Source organism: Ruania suaedae (assembly GCF_021049265.1).
In the GTDB taxonomy this organism is placed as follows: Bacteria; Actinomycetota; Actinomycetes; order Actinomycetales; family Beutenbergiaceae; genus Ruania; species Ruania suaedae.
Map to the genome: position 1 here is coordinate 3,189,445 of NZ_CP088018.1, position 16,526 is coordinate 3,205,970.

Sequence of the window (16,526 nt, forward strand, 5' to 3'; positions counted from 1 at the left end):
CGGCCGAGGCGGGTGCGCGCCGTCGGGATCGGAGCCCTGGCCACGGCGCTCGCCGTGGTGCCGGTCCGGTTCGCCGCGCCGGCGGTCCCGGCACCAGCCCTGCTGGTCGCACTGGTCGCCGCGGCGCTCGTGCCGCTGACCGCCCTCGCGGTGGTCCGGCGCCGGACGAACCGGGGTCATCACCTTCCCGGCGACGAGGTCACCCTGCTCCGGGCCGGGCTAGTGGGAGCCTGCGCAGGGCAGGCGGGGCTGGTCCTCCTCGGCGAGCTGTCACCGCAGATCTGGCCCCTGTTCGTGCTCGCGCTGGTGGCCTGGTTGCTGGACGGTCTGGACGGGATCGTCGCCCGCCGCACCGGGACCGCCTCGGAGGCCGGGGGCCGCTTCGACGTCGAGATCGACGCCGTGCTGCTGCTCGCGCTCTCGGCGGTGGTCGCCACCGTGGTCGGCTGGTGGGTGCTCGGCATCGGAATGCTGCGCTACCTGTGGGTGCTCACCCTGCTCGCCGCTCCGCGGCTGGACCGCCCGCTTGCGCCCCGGCCCTCGCGGCGGCGCATCGCCGGGCTACAGGGCGGGGTACTCGTCGCCTCGCTCGCACCGTCCGTTCCCGACGGCGTGGTCTGGCCGGCCTGCGCCCTCGCCCTCGCGCTGCTCTGCTTCTCCTTCGCCCGCGACGGGGTGCACGCGCAACGGACCCAGCCCAGCTGATCTCAGCGGTTGCGAGCCCACTGCGCCGCGCGCATGCTCACAGAGTAGGCATCACCCGGGAGGAGGTCCGGTGAGCAGCCCTCCGGGAGGATCGATGAGCACCATGATCGCCGGCGTGGAGATCAGCAAACCCGACAAGGAGCTGTTCCCCGCCACCGATGACCCCGCGGTCACCAAGGCCGACCTGGCCGGCTATTACGCCGAGGTGGCCCAGACGATGCTGCCGCACCTGCGGGGCCGGCCCATCAGCATGCAGCGATTCCCCGACGGCATCGACGACGGCTCGTTCTTCGAGAAGAAGGTGCCCGGCCATTTCCCTGACTTCGTCGCCGCCGTCGAGGTCGACACCGCCGACGGGCCGCAACGCCAGGTCACGATCGCCGACGCCCGCACCCTGGTCTACCTCGCCAATCAGGCATGCGTGACACCGCACGTGTGGCTGAGTACCGCCGACCGCCTCGACCGGCCCGATCGGCTCGTCGTCGACCTCGATCCCACGGTCCCCGGCTTGGATGCCGTCCGCCGAGCCACCCGGATGGTGGGCGACCTGTGCGACGAGCTCGGCCTGACCACCTTCTTGACCACCACCGGCTCGCGCGGGTACCACGTGGTGGTGCCGCTGCGCCCCGACGCCGGATTCGACCAGGTCCGCGAGTTCGCCCGCACCGCGGCCGAGGTGCTCGTCGGCCGCGATCCGGACCTGCTCACGCTCGAGGCACGCAAGGACAACCGCGGGGACCGGGTACTGGTCGACATTCAACGCAACGGCTACGCCCAGACGGCGGTGCCTCCCTACGCCGTGCGCGCCCGCCCCGGCGCCCCGGTGGCCGTGCCGATCCGGTGGGACGAGCTCTCCCGCGTCGACCCGGGCCGCTACACCATCCGATCCCTGCCCCGGCGCCTGGCCCAGACCGAGGATCCGTGGTCCGGGATCGATCGTCACCGGCAGTCCCTGGACCGAGCGGCCGAGAAGCTCGCGCGGCTGACCGGCTGAGCCGGACAGGCGGTCGCTCACTTCGCCTCGAGGTCGGCGTTGGTGCGCCCGCTCAGCACCGACTCGTTCTGGGTCGAGGTGGGCCGGCGACGGCGGTCGGCGCCGTGATCGTCGACCTTGACCAGCATCCAGTTCGCCTCGTCCCCGCCCATCGTCGTGTGGGTGAGCGCGAACGCGCCGGTGAGCTTGTCCCCGTGCAGATCGACCTTGAGGTGGCCGCGCTCCAGCGCCTCGTCCGCCTCGACCGGCTCACCGTCGGACTCGGTGAGGTTCTCGTACGTGCCGGTGTCCCAGACGATGACCGTGCCGGCCCCGTAGCCCTCCTCGATCCGCCCCTCGTAGTCGGCGTAGTCGAGCGGGTGGTCCTCGGTGCGGTGGGCGAGCCGCTTGTCGGAGGGATCGACCGACGGACCTTTCGGCACCGCCCACGAGACCAGCACGCCGTCGATCTCCAGGCGTAGGTCGAAGTGCAGGGAGGAGGCGTCGTGGCGCTGGGTCACGAATCTGGGCGCGGCCCCGGACCCGGAGCCCGACCTCCCGGCCGGTTCGTCGGTGCGCGAGCCCCGGCGCTTGCGGTCGTAGTCGTCCAGACGTCGATCAGCCATGAGAACCCCCTCACCCAGCGTCTCACCGCACCCGCGTCCTCGCTCACCGGCCTCGCCCGATCGCCACCCGCCTGCCCTGGACGTTACGTTGACGTATGACTTCCGCCGAGCACGTCATCTGGTGGCACGTGTATCCCCTGGGGTTCGTGGGGGCCGACACCACCGGAGCGGACCGCACGCCCGCCACGCGGTTGCCGGACCTGATCGGCTGGCTGGACCACCTGCTCGAGCTCGGCGCCAACGGCCTCGCGCTCGGTCCGGTCTTCGACTCCTCCACGCACGGCTACGACACCATCGACTATTTCCGTGTCGATCCCCGCCTGGGCACCGAGGACGACTTGGTCGCGCTCATCGATGCCGCCCACGCCCGGGGCATCGACGTCATGCTCGACGGCGTCTTCAACCACGTGGGTCCGGACTTCCCCGCCCTGCGCACGGCGCGGCAGAACCCGGCCTCGCCCGAGGCGCGGCTGTTCGAGCAGGACCCCGACGGCGCCCTGGTGGCCTTCGAGGGTCACGGCGGGCTCATCACCCTCAACCACGGCGCGACAGAGGTGGCCGACCTGGTGACCGAGGTGATGACCTACTGGTGCGAGCGCGGCGTGGACGCGTGGCGCCTGGATGCCGCCTACACCGTCCCGATCGACTTCTGGAGCCGGGTGCTTCCGGCCGTCCGCGAGCGCCACCCGCAGGTGTACGTGATGGGCGAGGTGATCCACGGTGACTACGCCGCCTTCGTGCAGGCGGGCGGGATGGACGCCGTCACCCAGTACGAGCTGTGGCAGGGGATCTGGCATGCGATCGCCGACCACAACCTGCACGAGCTCGATCATGCGCTCGGACGCCACAACGGCTTCCTCGAGACCTTCGTGCCGTACACCTTCGTCGGCAACCACGACGTCACCCGCATCGCCAGCCAGGTCGGGGACGAGCACCTCGACCACGCGCTGGCGCTGCTGCTCACACTGGGCGGGACGCCGTCGATCTACTACGGCGACGAGTTCGGCCTGCGCGCGGTGAAGGAGGAGCGCGCCGGTGGCGACGACGCGATCCGGCCGGCGTTCGGCTCACCCGGCGCCGATCCCATCCAGGTGCCCGGGGCCCGGCCCGAGGTGCTGGCCCTGCACCAGGAGCTGATCGGCCTACGCCGGCGCCATGCCTGGCTGCACACCGCGCGGAGCCGGACGGTCGCCGTCGGCAATGACTCGATCACGGTGGAGGTGACCGGCACCGAGGCTGACGGGGAGCAGTCCCTGATCGTGTGCCTGAACATCGGCGACGACGACGTGCGCACGCCGGCGGCGCAGTTCCTGGCCGGGCGCCGGGCCGGCCTCGACGGTGGCGAGCTCGTCGTCGGGCCGCACGGCTGGGCGGTGGCCGGGCCGGCTCAGGACTCCTCGCCCTCGGGCGGGTAGGTGACCGACCCGTCCTCGTGCGCGCGCGGCGGGGCGCCCCACTCCCCCCACCGGTGCACCCGGGCGGCCCCCGGCCCCATGATGTGGTGCACGGTCCATCCCCGCGCCGTCAGCGCCGTCGAGATCAGCAGCCGGTGACACCGCCACGGCGGCACCTCGGCGCACATCAGGGCGGTCGGCTGCTCGCTCGCGAGCCCGGTCAGGCGCTCCACGCCGCGTGCGAACGCGGACGAGAGCGTGTGATCGGCGTAGTTCCGGAAGCTGGTGTTCTGCCACGCGCCGTTGACCTCGGCGGGCACGTCCTGCCGGCGCCGCCGACCGCCGAGGTCCTCCAGATGGACATAGCCGACCCCGGCCTCCTCGAGCCATCCGGGCATGACGTCGCGCGAGAACTGTGGACTGCGCCGCGAGCCCGGGTGGGCGCGCACATCGGCGATCAGTGCGATGCCGTGCTCGGCGAGCAGGTCCCGCACCTCATCCTCGGTACGGGTCCCGTGCCCGATCGTCCAGATCGACTCGGCGGCCGCCACCGGCTCACCCCGTGGAGGCGATGACGCGGGTCATCAGCGCGTCGAAGGCACGGTCGGGCAGCACCCGCCGCATGGTCATCAACGGTCTGGCGCCGAAGCCGACCGCGTAGCGGGTCCGGGGCCGCCGCGCCGTGGCGGCACGGCCGATCACCCGGGCGACGACCTCCGGGGAGGAGTCGCGGCCCTCGCCGCTGGTGAGCATGCCGGCCATCGTGGCTGCCTGCGCGGCGTACGGTCCGGTGCCGGAGGTGCGGACCAGGCCCTCGGCGGCGATCGGCCCCCACTCGGTGCGGATGCCACCGGGCTGGATCACCACCACGTCCACGCCGAACGGACGCAGCTCCAGGCGCAGGCAGTCACTGAGTGCCTCCAACGCGAACTTGGTGGCGTGGTACCAGCCTCCCAGCGGGGTGTGGATCCGGCCTCCCATCGACGAGACGTTGATGACGCGCCCCGTGCGCTGCTCACGCATCGGCGCGGACACGAGTTGGGCCAGCCGCATGGCGCCGAAGACGTTCACCTCGAACTGGCGGCGTGCCTCGGAGATCGCCACATCCTCGATCGCCCCGTAGGAGCCGTAGCCCGCGTTGTTGACCAGCACGTCGATGCGCCCGGCCTGCTCGAGGATCCGCTCGACGACGGCGCTCGAGGAGGCCTCGTTGGTGACGTCCAGGTCGAGGGTGCGGATGCCCGCGGCCGCCAGCGGTTGCATCCGCTCGGAGCGCCGCGCCGCCGCATAGGTCGTGAAGCCGAGCCCGGCGAGGCGCCGCGCGGTCGCCTCCCCGATCCCGGACGAGGCCCCGGTGACCAGGGCGACCTTCTCGGACATGCACGCTCCTCCAGTTGACCGACCCCCATCCCATCATGCCGCCGTGACTGGCGCCGCCCGCCACCGCTCGGGCAGGCTGAGACCTCCCCGAGGACGAGGAGCATGCGTGCGCCATCATGACCGGACCGTCGACGCCTTCGTCGAGAGCGTCCGCCACCGGGAGGACGTCCTCGGCGTCGTGGTCACCGGATCGGTCGCCCACGGCACCGAGCGGCCGGACTCCGATGTCGACGTCCAGCTGGTGCTCACCGACGAGGCCTTCGCACGCGCCTGGCAGGAGAACCGCCTCAGCTACGTGGTGCGGGACGTCGCCACCTACGAGGGCGGGTACGTCGACATCAAGGTGGCCGGCCCCGAGTTCCTGCGCCGCGCCGCCGCGGTCGCCGACGATCCGATGCGCCGCTCGATGCTGGGGGCGCGCGTGGCCTGGTCCCGGCTCGAGGACCTGGCCGCGCTGGTCGCCGCGATCCCGGTGCTGCCGGAGGGCGTCTGGGAGGACCGGATGGCCTCCTTCATCGCCCAGGTGCGCCTGCACGGCGGGTACTTCCTCGCCCAGGCCGAGAAGCTCGGCAACACCCACCTGCTCCACCACGCCGCGGCGCACACGGTCTCGGCCGGTGGCCGGGCGCTGCTCGCCCACAACCGGATCCTGTTCCAGGGGCACAAGTACCTCGATGGGGCACTTGCCTCCGCCGAGCGCGTGCCCGCAGGCTATGCCCGGGCGGCGGCTGACCTGCTGGAACGGCCCGGCACGGCGACCGGCGCGGCCTACACCTCGCTGCTGGAGTCCTTCCACGCGTGGCCGCTGCCCCGGGAGCAGACCCTGTCCACGTTCGTGCGCGACAACGAGCTCGGCTGGTACTCCGGGGCGATCCCGCCGGAGTACCGCTGAGCCTCCCGGGCAGCCTCAGCGGTTGCGCCGCCGGATCGCCGCGGTCAGGCCGGTGGCGAAGGCGCACCATGCGGCGTACGGCGCCAGCGCGATGCCGAGCCGGCGGTCGGCCCGGCTCGAGCGCACGGCCAGGTCGGTGGCCGACGCCGTCAGCGCGGCCGCTCCGATCGTCGCGAGACCTGGCCGCCGGGCGGCGAAGAACAGCCCGCTCCAGCCGGCGTTGAGGGCGAGGTTCAGCCACAGCGCCCGCTCGTACTCGCGTGCGAGCCGGCGCTCACCGCGCGCGTGATGGGAGACCTGGGTGGCCGATCCGGCCGCGGCCAGGGCGCCGTACAGACCGGTCCAGACCACGCCGAACACCCAGCCGGGCGGCTGCCACGTCGGGGTGTCGAGCGTGCGGTACCACCGCGAGCGGGTGTTGGTCAGCGCCCCGCCCACGACGGCGCACGCCGCCACCGCGGCGAAGGTGCGGCCCCACGTCCGCACCGCCCGCCCGGGATCGGGCTCGGTGCCCTCCAGCGCTCGCCGGATCGCCTCGCGGTAGCCGGTGCGCCCGCCGGGCGGCGGGCCCACCAGGTCGACGATGTCGTCCTCGGAGCAGATCACCTCGTGCACGAGCGAGCCGACGAGCGGTTTGGCGACCCCGGCGTCGACCGGGGTGACCAGCCCCACCCAGTGGCTGGCCAGCCGCGGCGTGAGCACCGGCACCGACTGCACCACCCGCGGGCGCAGGCCGGCGACGTCGGCGAATCCCTGCATCATCTGCCGGTAGGTGAGGACATCGGGCCCGCCGACGTCGAAGGTGCGGTTGACCTCGTCCGGCAGGTCGGCAGCGGCGATCAGGTAGTGGAGCACGTCATCGATACCGATGGGCTGGATCTTGTTCTCGACCCATCGCGGGGCCACCATCGCCGGCAACCGGCTGGACAGGTAGCGCAGCATCTCGAAGCTCGCCGAGCCCACGCCGAGCACGGTGGCGGCCTGGAGCACCGCCGTCGGGACGCCGGAGTCGAGCAGGATCTGGCCGACCTCGACCCGGGAGGCGAGGTGGGTGGAGAGCTCACCCGGCGGGTGCAGGCCGGAGAGGTAGACCAGGCGGCCGACGCTCTCCTCCTTGGCTACGCGGGCGAACCCGGAGGCCATCTCGCGGTCGCGGGCGACGAAGTCGCCCTTGCCGTCCATGGAGTGCAGCAGGTAGTAGGCCACGTCCACGCCGTCCAGCGCCTCGTGCAGGTCGGCCTCGGTGGTCGCATCGCCCTCGACCACCTCGAGCCGGGAGCGCCACTGGGCGGGCAGTCGATCGGCGGAGCGGGTCAGGACCCGGATCGTGTGGCCGGCCTCCAGCAGGCGGGGCACGAGCAGGCCACCGATGTTGCCGGTGGCCCCGGTGACGAGGATGCGATGAGTCATGGCTAGATCAACCTTTCCAGCAACGGCGGCAGCAGCAGGAGCATCCCGCTGGACCAGATGATGTGGATCACGGCGGCACCGAGCACGCCACCGGTGGCACGTCGGTAGAGGGAGCAGACCAGGCCGAGCACCGCGGCCGCGAAGACCAGCAGCGAGACACCCGAGCCCACGGTCGTCAAGGCGTACAGCGCCGTGGAGAGCCAGACGGCGTAGCGATCGGGAATGGCCTGGAACAGCGCCCCCCGGAAGAAGAGTTCCTCGGCGAATCCACTCACCACGGTGATGACCAGGACCACCGGCAGGAACCCGTAGCGGGCATGATCCAGCAGGTTCTGCACCGGTGTGGCCAGAGCCGGCACCTGGGCCACGAGGAGTGCGCCGGCACAGAAGACGGCGAGGAGGGCCAGCCCGATGCCCACCGGGCGCCAGAGCGCGAACGAGCGGACGCCGTCGGGGTCCTCGGGACGCCAGCGCAGCCGCCCGGAGGTCAGGGCTCCGATCACCCAGACGGCGGCCAGCGCGAGTGCGCCCACATAGAAGAGCGGGTCGCCGGGGGTCAGCGCCAGCGACCACCACAGCAGCACCGTGCCACAGGCCACCGTGATCGCGACCACCAGCCGCCGGCGCAGCGTCGTCGGCTCAGCAAGGATCATCCGGGGGCGAGCGCTGCGGTGGGGGTCATGGTTCCTCCTCGGCTCCCATCCTCACCCACATCTGGCACGTCAACAACTGGCGGGCTGGGAACCTTCCGTGCCGCATGTGGCACGGATGTCCTGGAGCACGTCAGTTCGGTGCGACCCCCAGCTCGGTGAGCAGCGTGCGGATACGGCTGCGGATCTCGTCCCGGATCGGCCGTACCGCCTCGATCCCCTGCCCGGCCGGGTCCGCGAGCTGCCAGTCCTCGTACCGGGTGCCGGGAAAGATCGGGCAGGCATCCCCGCAGCCCATCGTGATCACCACATCGGAGGACTGCACGGCGCCGGCGGTGAGGACCTTGGGCTGCTCGGCGGCGATGTCGATGCCGACCTCGGCCATGGCCTCGACCGCGACCGGGTTGATCCGGTCGGCCGGCTGCGACCCGGCCGAGCGGACCTCGACGGCGCCGCCGCCGAGCTCGCGCAGGAACCCGGCGGCCATCTGGGAGCGGCCCGCGTTGTGTACGCACACGAAGAGGACACTGGGCTTGGCGGTCATCGGCGGTTCTCCTGGGTGTGGGTGGGCTGAGCAAGCGACGTGCCGTCGGGAATCGTCAGGTCGGGGACGAGGGTCGCGAGCAGCTCGCGGACGCGGGAGTCGATCTCGGTCTGGATCGCGGCCACGCCAGCCGCCGAGGCGAGCGCGGGGTCGCCCACCTGCCAGTCCTCGTAGCGCACGCCGGGGATCACCGGGCAGACATCCCCGCAGCCCATGGTGACGACCACGTCAGCGGCGCGGACGGCATCGTCGGTGAGCGGTTTCGGGAAGGCGTCCTGCCCGCTGCCCAGGGCTGCGAGCGCCTCGCGCACCCCCGCGTGGATCTCCGGCGCCGGGGTCGAGCCGGCTGATCGGACGGTCACCCGGTCTCCGGCGTAGTGCCGGACGAGGGCGGCGGCGAGCTGGGATCGGCCGGCATTGGCCACGCAGACGAAGAGCACCTGCGGCGCCGTGGCAGCGCGGTCCCGGGTCAGATCCGCCAGGCGTTGCCGGGCGAAGCGCTCGGTGAGCGGGACCAGGTGGGCGCTGATCGTGGCGGTCCGCGCGAGCCCGGTGTAGGACTCCCGGACGATCGTGCGCACCAGGCTGGCTTCGACGCCGTCGCACTGGCCCGCCAGCGCGGTGGCGAGGTGCTCAAGGGCGAGATCGACATCGGAGAGCCCGGTCAGATGGGGCGACTCGGTCCGGGCGGCGAGCGCCGCCGGGGCGAAGGAGTCAAGCAGTGCCGTGACGGCGCTGCGGTAGCCGGGAGTGATCGAGTACCAGACCCACGTGCGCCGGCGTTCGCTGACGAGCACACCGACCTCCCGCAGCACCTTGAGGTGATGGGAGACGGTGGGCTGGGACAGGTCGGTGAGCGCCGTGAGGTCACAGACGCACGCCTGGCCGCCGGGGGCGGCGGAGATGAAGGAGAGCATCCGCAACCGGAGCGGGTCGGCGAGGGCCTTGAGAGCAGCGCCGATCTGGTCGGCGACGCCGGGGTCGATCGCACGGGCCTCGAGGGCCGGGGTGCAGTCGGGATCGGCGGACAGGGGCTGGAGCGCGGCGGTGGTCACGAGCGGATCTCCTCGGAGGTGGCCGGATGGGGGCTGCGAGCGTCGTGGCCCCACCAGCGGCGGCCCACCCACAGCGAGACGTAGACGAGGCCCACGAGCACGGGGACCTCGATGAGCGGGCCGACCACACCGGCGAGCGCCTGACCGGAGGTGGCCCCGAACGTCCCGATCGCCACCGCGATCGCGAGCTCGAAGTTGTTGCCGGCCGCGGTGAACGCGAGCGTGGCGGAGCGCTCGTACCCCAGGCCCAGGGCCTTGCCGGCGGCGATGCCCAGACCCCACATGAGCGCGAAGTAGACGAGCAGCGGCAGGGCGATGCGGACGACGTCCCAAGGGTTGGAGGTGACCGCCTCGCCCTGGAGAGCGAACAGCAGGACGATGGTGAACAGCAGACCGTACAGCGCCCACGGGCCGATGCGCGGGACGAAGCGCTCCTCGTACCAGTCGCGCCCACGGGCGCGTTCGCCGATGAGGCGCGAGAGGAAGCCGGCCAGGAGCGGTATCCCGAGGAACACGAGGACGTTGATCGCGATCTTCCCCATGGAGACGTCCAGGGCAGCCCCCTCGAGGCCGAGCCAGTCAGGCAGGACGGCGAGGTAGAAGTAGCCCAGCAGACTGAAGGCGAACACCTGGAAGACGGAGTTGAGGGCCACCAGCACCGCGGCGGCCTCGCGGTCCCCACAGGCGAGGTCGTTCCAGATCACCACCATGGCGATGCACCGGGCCAGGCCGACAATGATCAGTCCGGTGCGGTACTCGGGCAGGTCGGCGAGGAAGATCCACGCGAGCGCGAACATCAGCAGTGGGCCGAGCAGCCAGTTCAGGGCGAGGGAGGCCAGCAGCAACCGCCGGTCCCCGGTGATGGCTGCGACCCTGTCGTAGCGGACCTTGGCCAGCACCGGGTACATCATCACCAGCAGACCGAGCGCGATCGGCAGGGAGATGCCGCCGATCTCGAGACGCGTGAGCAGGCCACCGAGGGCGGGGACGAAGCGGCCGAGCACCAAACCCGCGACCATGGCGAGGCCGATCCAGAGCGGGAGACCGCGGTCGAGGGCGGAGAGCCGTACCGGCGCCTGCTGTAGTGACATGGCTCAATATTGATCTGCGTCAATGCAGCGTGTCAACCGGCACCCGCTCGGCGAAGCGTCAGGGCGCGAGCAGCCGCTCGAGCACCTCGGTCAGGGCCGGAGCCGACCCGGCATCGCCGAACCCGTCGCCGATCTCCCGCAGCGCCCATTCGTCCATGGTCCGCACCACCGCCACGACCAGGGCGAGCTGGAGGTCGGCCGGCTGATCGCTGCGGACCGCACCCACCTGCCGCCCGGCATGCAGCACGTCCGCCACCCAGGCGGAGATATCAGCGACCACCCCCTCCTGCGCACCCCCGGCCGGGGTGGCGTAGAAGATCCGGCCCAGCAGCAGCGCATCGGGGTGGGCCAGGAGGTCACGCTCCAGCCGGCTCAGGAACCGCTCGACCCGGCACCAGAACTCCTCCGAGAACGTCTCCGGAGCAGGGATCGCCACACCCGATCGCACCTGCGCGGCCAGGTCGCCGATCACGAGATTCACCAGGTCCGCCCGGGTGTCGAACACGTGGTAGAAGCTGCTCTTGCTCATCCCGCAGGCACGGATGATGCGGTTCAGCGAGGCACCCTCGATGCCGGCACGCGCGAACTCCTCGGCTGCCGCCTGCACCAGGGCGCCCCGGCGAGCGGGGTCGAGGCGGTCCAGTGCGGTCGGCATACCGGGGAGCGTACCGGCGATGGGTGTGTGGACCGCCCGGTCCACGCGGTGCTAGGCTCCGAGTGGACCAGTCGGTCCAGTCCGTCGGAAGGAGCCGCCATGGGATGGGACGAGATACCGCTGCGGCAGCAGCTGGCGGCTGCCTCGGCGGATGCCACACCGACTCTCATCGTCGGCGCGGGCATCGCCGGCACCACGCTCGCGCAGCTGCTGCGTCGCGCCGGCCGGCACCCGGTGCTGATCGAGCGATCGAGCGGACGCCACCCTGGCTACATGCTCGCACTCATGCCGATGGCCGACGCCGCCATCGACGAGCTCGGCGTCCGCGAGGCCTACCGCGCCCGCAGCGTGGCCACGAACCGCTACCGGGTGCGCTCCCGGACCGGCGCCGTGCTGCGCACCGACCCGATCGCCGAGATCCTCAGCCGCTACGGCGACTACCGCGGAATCAGCCGCGGCGACCTGCTCAACGTCCTCACCACCGGCCACGCCCCGGTCACCTCCGGCACCACCGTCACCGCGTTGCGCGAGGATCCCGGTGGGGTGCGCCTCACCCTCCGCCAGGGCGAGCGGGAGATCGAGGCGAGCTTCGCCGTCGTGGTCCTCGCCGACGGGCTCGGCTCGACCACCCGTGATCTGCTCACCACCGCCACCACCAGGGTGGACACGGGCTGGGGCGGCTGGGTGGTGTGGGCGCCTGCTGACGAGGCCACCGACCTCGGCGAGGAGCTGTGGGGCACCGACTTCATCCTCGGCACCTATCCGGTGGCCGGGGCGGTCGGGGTGTTCCTCGGCGGTGACCGGGCGGACACCGGCGCCGGGCGGGAGGGCTTCGTGGCCCGTGTCCGCCGTCAGGTGCCCTCCCCCGGGCCGCGGGCCGAGGCGGCCCTCGAGGCGGTGCTGGCCGATCCCGACCCCTACTTCTGGCCCCTCACCGATGTGCGCGCCAACCGCTGGGCCACCGGGCGCACCGTGCTGCTCGGCGACGCCGCGGCCGGCTTCCTGCCCACGGCCGGCATCGGGGCGGGCATGGCGATGGAGTCGGCCTGGGTCCTGGCGCGCCTGCTGCGCGACCCCCACCCCACCGGCAGCGCCGACGGCGGCCCCTCCGTACCCGGCCTGCTCACCTCGTTCGAGGCTCGCCAGCGGCCCCGGGTGGAGGCTGCGCAGGACAACTCCCGCCGGCTGGCCCATCTGATGTTCCGCCGCAGCCGCGCCTGGGCCGCGGTCCGGGACCTGGTGGCGCGGCGGGTGAGCGTGGCACGTGCCCTGGGCCCGATCCGCGAACTCCTGGACGACCTGCCGTCTGTCGACTGACCCACTCCCGAACGCTGAGAGGGAACGCCGCGGCTCGGGCCCCTGTCGCAGGCCGCCCCTGTGCTTCACGCGGCCCGGCTACGAAGCCGCAACGAGTCGATCACGTCACGGCCACGGTTCGGCCTCGATCGGGACACGCCCGCCCGCGCCGGGCATCGCAGCGCTAACGTCGCCCTCATGAGACGTATCCAGGGTGTGATCGCAGCGGCCGCTCTCGCGATGCTCGCCGCCTGCTCGTCCGGTATGAGCACCAGCGACAGCGCCGGACCGGGGTCCGACCAGCCCGAGATGGCCGATGGCGGCGGCTCCATGGCCGACGCGCCCGGCCGCGATACCGGGACCACGGTCGAGCAACGGCAGGTCATCACCACCGCCCACGCCACGGTCGTGGTCGACGACCCCGAGCAGGGGGCGAGCGACGTGGCCGGCCTGGCGACCGCCGTCGGGGGCTATGTGGAGAACAGGTCGGTCTACCGGGGCGAACCGGACGCGCGGGACCAGCCGAGCGCCGACCTGACCGTCCGCGTCCCCTCGGATGACCTCGAGGGTGTGCTCGCCGACCTCGCCGAGCTCGGCGAACTGCGTGACGTCTCCCAGAGCAGCGACGACGTCACCGCCACCCTGGTGGACCTCGACGCCCGCATCAGCGCCCTGGAGACCTCCACCGCCCGGCTCGAGGAGATCATGGCCACGGCCGAGACCTCCTCGGACCTGCTGGAGGCCGAGGCCGCGCTCAGCGAGCGGCAGGCGGAGCTCGAATCGCTGCTCTCCCAGCGCGAGCAGCTCGCCGACCTGGTGGCGATGTCCACCCTGCACGTGCAGCTGACCAGCGCACCCGCGCCGGAGGTCAGCGCCGACGGGTTCCTCGGCGGCCTGCAGACCGGCTGGCGCTCGCTGGTGTCTTTCGTCGACACGGTGGTGGTGACCTTCGGGGTGCTGCTGCCCTGGCTGGTGCTGCTGACGATCCCGGTGGCGGCGATCGTGGTCGCGCACAAGCGCCGGCGCGGTCGCGAGCAGACGCCCCCGGCCGGCCCTCCCGCTGCCGAGGTCAGCGAGCCCGTGAGCTGAGGCTCACACTCCCGGGTCGTGGCCCACGCGCAGCCAGACGTGCCGCGGCACCTGGTCGACGATCCCGTAGAGCAGGTTGGCATAGGCGTCGATGAGGTCCTCGCGCTGACGGCCGCCGATCGAGAGCAGGATGTCCTGCCCCTCGATCGAGATGGTCCGCCCCAGGGCGTCGGGCTGCATCAGCCGTTCCATCATCCGTGGGTGGATCACGTCGAAGGCGTACTGCCCCGGTGGCGCCTTCACCCGCCACGCCTCGTTGAACGCCTGCGACTCGAACTCGATGTCCTGGCCGCCGAAGAACTTGGCGATCGAGTCCCCGACGCTCTCCGGGCTGAGCTGCAGCCACGGCAGCGCGGCGGGCAGGTGCAACGCGATCACGTGGAAGTGATGGGTGGAGCGGTTCTTCCCCGAACCGGTGGTGTACTGGTACGCCATCGAGACCACGTGGCGGCCGTGGAAGTCCCCGCTGAGGACGTTGGTGGCCCGGCGCGAGCTCCCGCGCCCGAACGGCTCGCTGCGCCAGCGCGAGACCAGGTGCGGAGAGCTCCGGGTGTAGCGCCAACCGCGGGCCGCGGCCCACCGGGCGAGGTACTCACGGCGCTTCTTGGCCTTCTGGTGGCCCACCACCAGCAGGACCACGACGAGGGCCGGGATCAGGATCCACATCAGCATCGGCAGGATCGCCACTGCACTCGAGTCCACGCTCAGGCCCTTCCCTCGACGACGCCAGCGAGACTAGCAACATCGCGGGTTCCGACGAGGCACGGTCCATGGGCACTCCTGCCCCGCGCCTCACAGCGGGCGCAGGTAGAGCAGCATCCGGTCGTCGGTCCCGACCTCGAGGTTGGTGAACCCGTGCCGCTCGTAGAAGCGGCGGGTGTCGGTGTCGATCTCGTCGACGCCGATGTGTATCTCGCCCGCGCCCCGCTCGCGCACCTGAGCCACGGCCGCGGTCAGCAGCGCCGTCCCGATCCCCCGGTCACGCAGCCAGGGCACCACATACAACTCCTCCAGCTGCGCGAGCGGCCCCTCGAAGTACGGGCTCGGACGCAGCGTCAGGAAGGCGAAGCCGGTGGGCCGGGACTGTTCACCGGCGAGCAGCACCAGGACATCGGCGCGGGCGAGGAGCACGCCGAACCGCTGCGCGAACGTGGCCGCCGGGGGTGTCGGTGCCTCGAACTCGCGGTTGAAGTCGAACAGCAACCGGCCGACGACCTCGGCGTCGTCGGGGCCGGCCAGCCGGACAGCAGTGTCGCTCACCGGCCCAGGATAGGACCCCAGGACAGCACCTCAGGCGCCGGGCGGCCCGACCCACAGCAGCACCCGGAAAACCCCGGCGGTCACGATCATCGCGACCAGCGCGAAGCGCACCGGACGGCGCAGCACCGCCGCCAGCACCCGCTCCACCAGCGAGCGCCCGCTCCCCGGCCCGCGCAGCCGCCACTGCCCGCCGGCCAGCTCCCGCCGGCGCACCCAGCGCTCGAACGGGATCGTCACGAACGGCGGGATCGCGCTGGCCAGGCCCAGCAGGATCGTGCGCGGCCGCCACCGCTGGTCGATCCCGACCACCACGGTCACCACGCAGTAGAGCAGGAACACGAAACCGTGGATCGGGCCGGCGATCGTCACCCCGAGATCGGTCGTACCCGTCAGGTACTTCAGGGCCATGCCGATCAGCAGCAACGCCCAGGTGACGGCCTCGGCATCGGCGAGGAGTCGGTGCAGGCGTCCGGGACCGAGTGCGCTCATGGCCCCATTGTCCCTGGCGGGCGCCGACCGATCGCACGCGTGAAGGAACGGTGCAGTGCGCGGCGATCGCGTGAAGGGCCCGCGCAGGTCTATGTCACGGCGCCCCGGCCCGGTCTCGCGCCTGCCAGGCTCGCCCCGTGAGCAGCGAACCGCGCGGCGCGGAGGCCGCCCTCCCCGCCCTGTCGACGGCGGAGCACACCCGCCTGCGCAGGGCGACCTCCGCCGTCGGGCAGCTGGTCCGCTTCACCTGGCTGGAGGTGCAGTGCTGTCTGTTCCCCCTGGCGATCTTCGCCGGCCTCACCGCCAGTGCCGTGGTGGAGCTTCCGATCCCGCGCTACGACGCGCTGCTGATCTACGCGGTGGGCGTGACCGCGCTGTTCTGGGTGCTGCGGCTGGAGACCGGTCGGGAGGTCGCGGTGATCGGCGCCTTCCACCTGATCGGCCTGGCGCTCGAGATCTTCAAGGTGCACGTCGGGTCGTGGTCCTACCCCGACGACGGGGTGCTCCGCGTCGGGGGCGTCCCGCTGTACTCGGGATTCATGTACGCGGCGGTCGGGTCCTACCTGTGCCAGGCGTTCCGGCGCTTCGACCTGCGGGTCAGCCACTTCCCGGTGCTACCGACGACCCTCCTGGCAGCGGCGGCGTACGCGAACTTCTACACCCAGCACTGGCTGCCGGATGCGAGATGGCTGGTCGCGGCGGGATTCGTCGCGGTGCTGTGGCGCTCCCGGGTGGCATTCACGGTGGGGCGGTCGCGGTACCGGATGCCGCTCAGCCTGAGCTTCGTGCTGATCGGCTTCTTCCTGTGGGTGGCCGAGAACGCCGGCACCTTCCTCGGGGCGTGGCGGTACCCGGGCCAGCTCGAGATCTGGGAGATGGTGCATACCGGCAAGTGGGGCTCGTGGGCGCTGCTGGTGTCCTTGAGCTTCGTGCTGGTGGCGGCGGTGAAGATGCGGGAGGGCCGGTTCTACGGCGAGCCGGGGGCCACCCCGGCGGTGCGGGCCGACTGACGCACCG

Annotated in this window: 19 protein-coding genes; 7 read left to right on the forward strand and 12 right to left on the reverse strand. The window is 72.1% G+C overall.

The window, feature by feature from the left end:
• Positions 1-12: 12 nt before the first annotated feature.
• Complete coding sequence (locus LQF12_RS14795) at positions 13-705, forward strand: CDP-alcohol phosphatidyltransferase family protein (RefSeq protein ID WP_231053666.1); 693 nt, start codon at positions 13-15, stop codon at positions 703-705.
• Positions 706-799: 94 nt separating this feature from the next.
• Entirely contained in the window at positions 800-1,699 is a 900-nt protein-coding gene (gene ligD / locus LQF12_RS14800; protein WP_231053667.1) for a non-homologous end-joining DNA ligase, read from the forward strand.
• Positions 1,700-1,716: 17 nt separating this feature from the next.
• Here the strand turns inward: ligD and LQF12_RS14805 are convergent, their stop codons facing one another.
• The gene (locus LQF12_RS14805; RefSeq protein ID WP_231053668.1) at positions 1,717-2,304 is read right to left on the reverse strand and encodes a DNA polymerase ligase N-terminal domain-containing protein; all 588 of its coding nucleotides are present in this window, start codon (positions 2,302-2,304) and stop codon (positions 1,717-1,719) included.
• Positions 2,305-2,399: 95 nt separating this feature from the next.
• On the opposite strand from LQF12_RS14805, the gene LQF12_RS14810 reads away from it, so the two are divergent.
• Positions 2,400-3,719, forward strand: coding sequence for an alpha-amylase family glycosyl hydrolase (locus LQF12_RS14810; RefSeq protein ID WP_231053669.1), 1,320 nt, complete (start codon positions 2,400-2,402; stop codon positions 3,717-3,719).
• On the opposite strand, the gene LQF12_RS14815 is transcribed toward LQF12_RS14810, so the two are convergent.
• The gene (locus LQF12_RS14815) at positions 3,692-4,249 is read right to left on the reverse strand and encodes a DUF488 domain-containing protein (protein WP_231053670.1); all 558 of its coding nucleotides are present in this window, start codon (positions 4,247-4,249) and stop codon (positions 3,692-3,694) included. The genes LQF12_RS14810 and LQF12_RS14815 overlap by 28 nt on opposite strands.
• 4 nt (positions 4,250-4,253) lie before the next feature.
• On the reverse strand, positions 4,254-5,078 hold the full coding sequence (locus LQF12_RS14820; RefSeq protein ID WP_231053671.1) for an oxidoreductase: 825 nt from the start codon (positions 5,076-5,078) through the stop codon (positions 4,254-4,256).
• Between the two features lie 106 nt (positions 5,079-5,184).
• On the opposite strand from LQF12_RS14820, the gene LQF12_RS14825 reads away from it, so the two are divergent.
• On the forward strand, positions 5,185-5,970 hold the full coding sequence (locus LQF12_RS14825; protein WP_231053672.1) for a nucleotidyltransferase domain-containing protein: 786 nt from the start codon (positions 5,185-5,187) through the stop codon (positions 5,968-5,970).
• A gap of 15 nt (positions 5,971-5,985) precedes the next feature.
• Here the strand turns inward: LQF12_RS14825 and LQF12_RS14830 are convergent, their stop codons facing one another.
• The 6 genes from LQF12_RS14830 to LQF12_RS14855 form a co-directional block, all read right to left on the reverse strand.
• Positions 5,986-7,380 (reverse strand): tryptophan-rich sensory protein, encoded by a 1,395-nt coding sequence (locus tag LQF12_RS14830; RefSeq protein WP_231053673.1) that lies wholly within the window; start codon positions 7,378-7,380, stop codon positions 5,986-5,988.
• 2 nt (positions 7,381-7,382) lie between these two features.
• A complete protein-coding gene (locus LQF12_RS14835) occupies positions 7,383-8,033 on the reverse strand; it encodes a CPBP family intramembrane glutamic endopeptidase (RefSeq protein ID WP_231053674.1) in 651 nt (216 codons plus the stop codon).
• 130 nt (positions 8,034-8,163) lie between these two features.
• Positions 8,164-8,574: an arsenate reductase ArsC gene (locus LQF12_RS14840; RefSeq protein ID WP_231053675.1), complete on the reverse strand. Its 411-nt coding sequence runs from the start codon at positions 8,572-8,574 to the stop codon at positions 8,164-8,166.
• Complete coding sequence (locus LQF12_RS14845; RefSeq protein ID WP_435531196.1) at positions 8,571-9,629, reverse strand: metalloregulator ArsR/SmtB family transcription factor; 1,059 nt, start codon at positions 9,627-9,629, stop codon at positions 8,571-8,573. Before LQF12_RS14845 ends, LQF12_RS14840 begins: the two co-directional genes overlap by 4 nt.
• Positions 9,626-10,720: an ACR3 family arsenite efflux transporter gene (arsB, locus tag LQF12_RS14850; RefSeq protein WP_231053676.1), complete on the reverse strand. Its 1,095-nt coding sequence runs from the start codon at positions 10,718-10,720 to the stop codon at positions 9,626-9,628. Before arsB ends, LQF12_RS14845 begins: the two co-directional genes overlap by 4 nt.
• A gap of 58 nt (positions 10,721-10,778) precedes the next feature.
• On the reverse strand, positions 10,779-11,375 hold the full coding sequence (locus LQF12_RS14855) for a TetR/AcrR family transcriptional regulator (RefSeq protein ID WP_231053677.1): 597 nt from the start codon (positions 11,373-11,375) through the stop codon (positions 10,779-10,781).
• A 99-nt stretch (positions 11,376-11,474) separates the two neighbouring features.
• On the opposite strand from LQF12_RS14855, the gene LQF12_RS14860 reads away from it, so the two are divergent.
• Positions 11,475-12,692 carry an FAD-dependent oxidoreductase gene (locus tag LQF12_RS14860; protein ID WP_231053678.1) on the forward strand — a complete coding sequence of 406 codons (1,218 nt, stop codon included), beginning with the start codon at positions 11,475-11,477 and terminating at the stop codon, positions 12,690-12,692.
• Positions 12,693-12,869: 177 nt separating this feature from the next.
• Positions 12,870-13,760, forward strand: a complete 891-nt coding sequence (locus LQF12_RS14865) for a DUF4349 domain-containing protein (RefSeq protein ID WP_231053679.1) — start codon at positions 12,870-12,872, stop codon at positions 13,758-13,760.
• A 3-nt stretch (positions 13,761-13,763) separates the two neighbouring features.
• Here LQF12_RS14865 and LQF12_RS14870 read toward each other — a convergent pair whose 3' ends face one another.
• From LQF12_RS14870 to LQF12_RS14880, 3 genes are all read right to left on the reverse strand, one after another.
• Positions 13,764-14,462 carry a hypothetical protein gene (locus LQF12_RS14870; RefSeq protein WP_231053680.1) on the reverse strand — a complete coding sequence of 233 codons (699 nt, stop codon included), beginning with the start codon at positions 14,460-14,462 and terminating at the stop codon, positions 13,764-13,766.
• Positions 14,463-14,552: 90 nt separating this feature from the next.
• Positions 14,553-15,020, reverse strand: a complete 468-nt coding sequence (locus tag LQF12_RS14875; protein ID WP_231053681.1) for a GNAT family N-acetyltransferase — start codon at positions 15,018-15,020, stop codon at positions 14,553-14,555.
• 30 nt (positions 15,021-15,050) lie between these two features.
• Positions 15,051-15,509: a DUF3817 domain-containing protein gene (locus LQF12_RS14880; protein WP_231053682.1), complete on the reverse strand. Its 459-nt coding sequence runs from the start codon at positions 15,507-15,509 to the stop codon at positions 15,051-15,053.
• Positions 15,510-15,646: 137 nt separating this feature from the next.
• On the opposite strand from LQF12_RS14880, the gene LQF12_RS14885 reads away from it, so the two are divergent.
• On the forward strand, positions 15,647-16,519 hold the full coding sequence (locus tag LQF12_RS14885) for a DUF817 domain-containing protein (RefSeq protein WP_231053683.1): 873 nt from the start codon (positions 15,647-15,649) through the stop codon (positions 16,517-16,519).
• Positions 16,520-16,526: the final 7 nt, after the last annotated feature.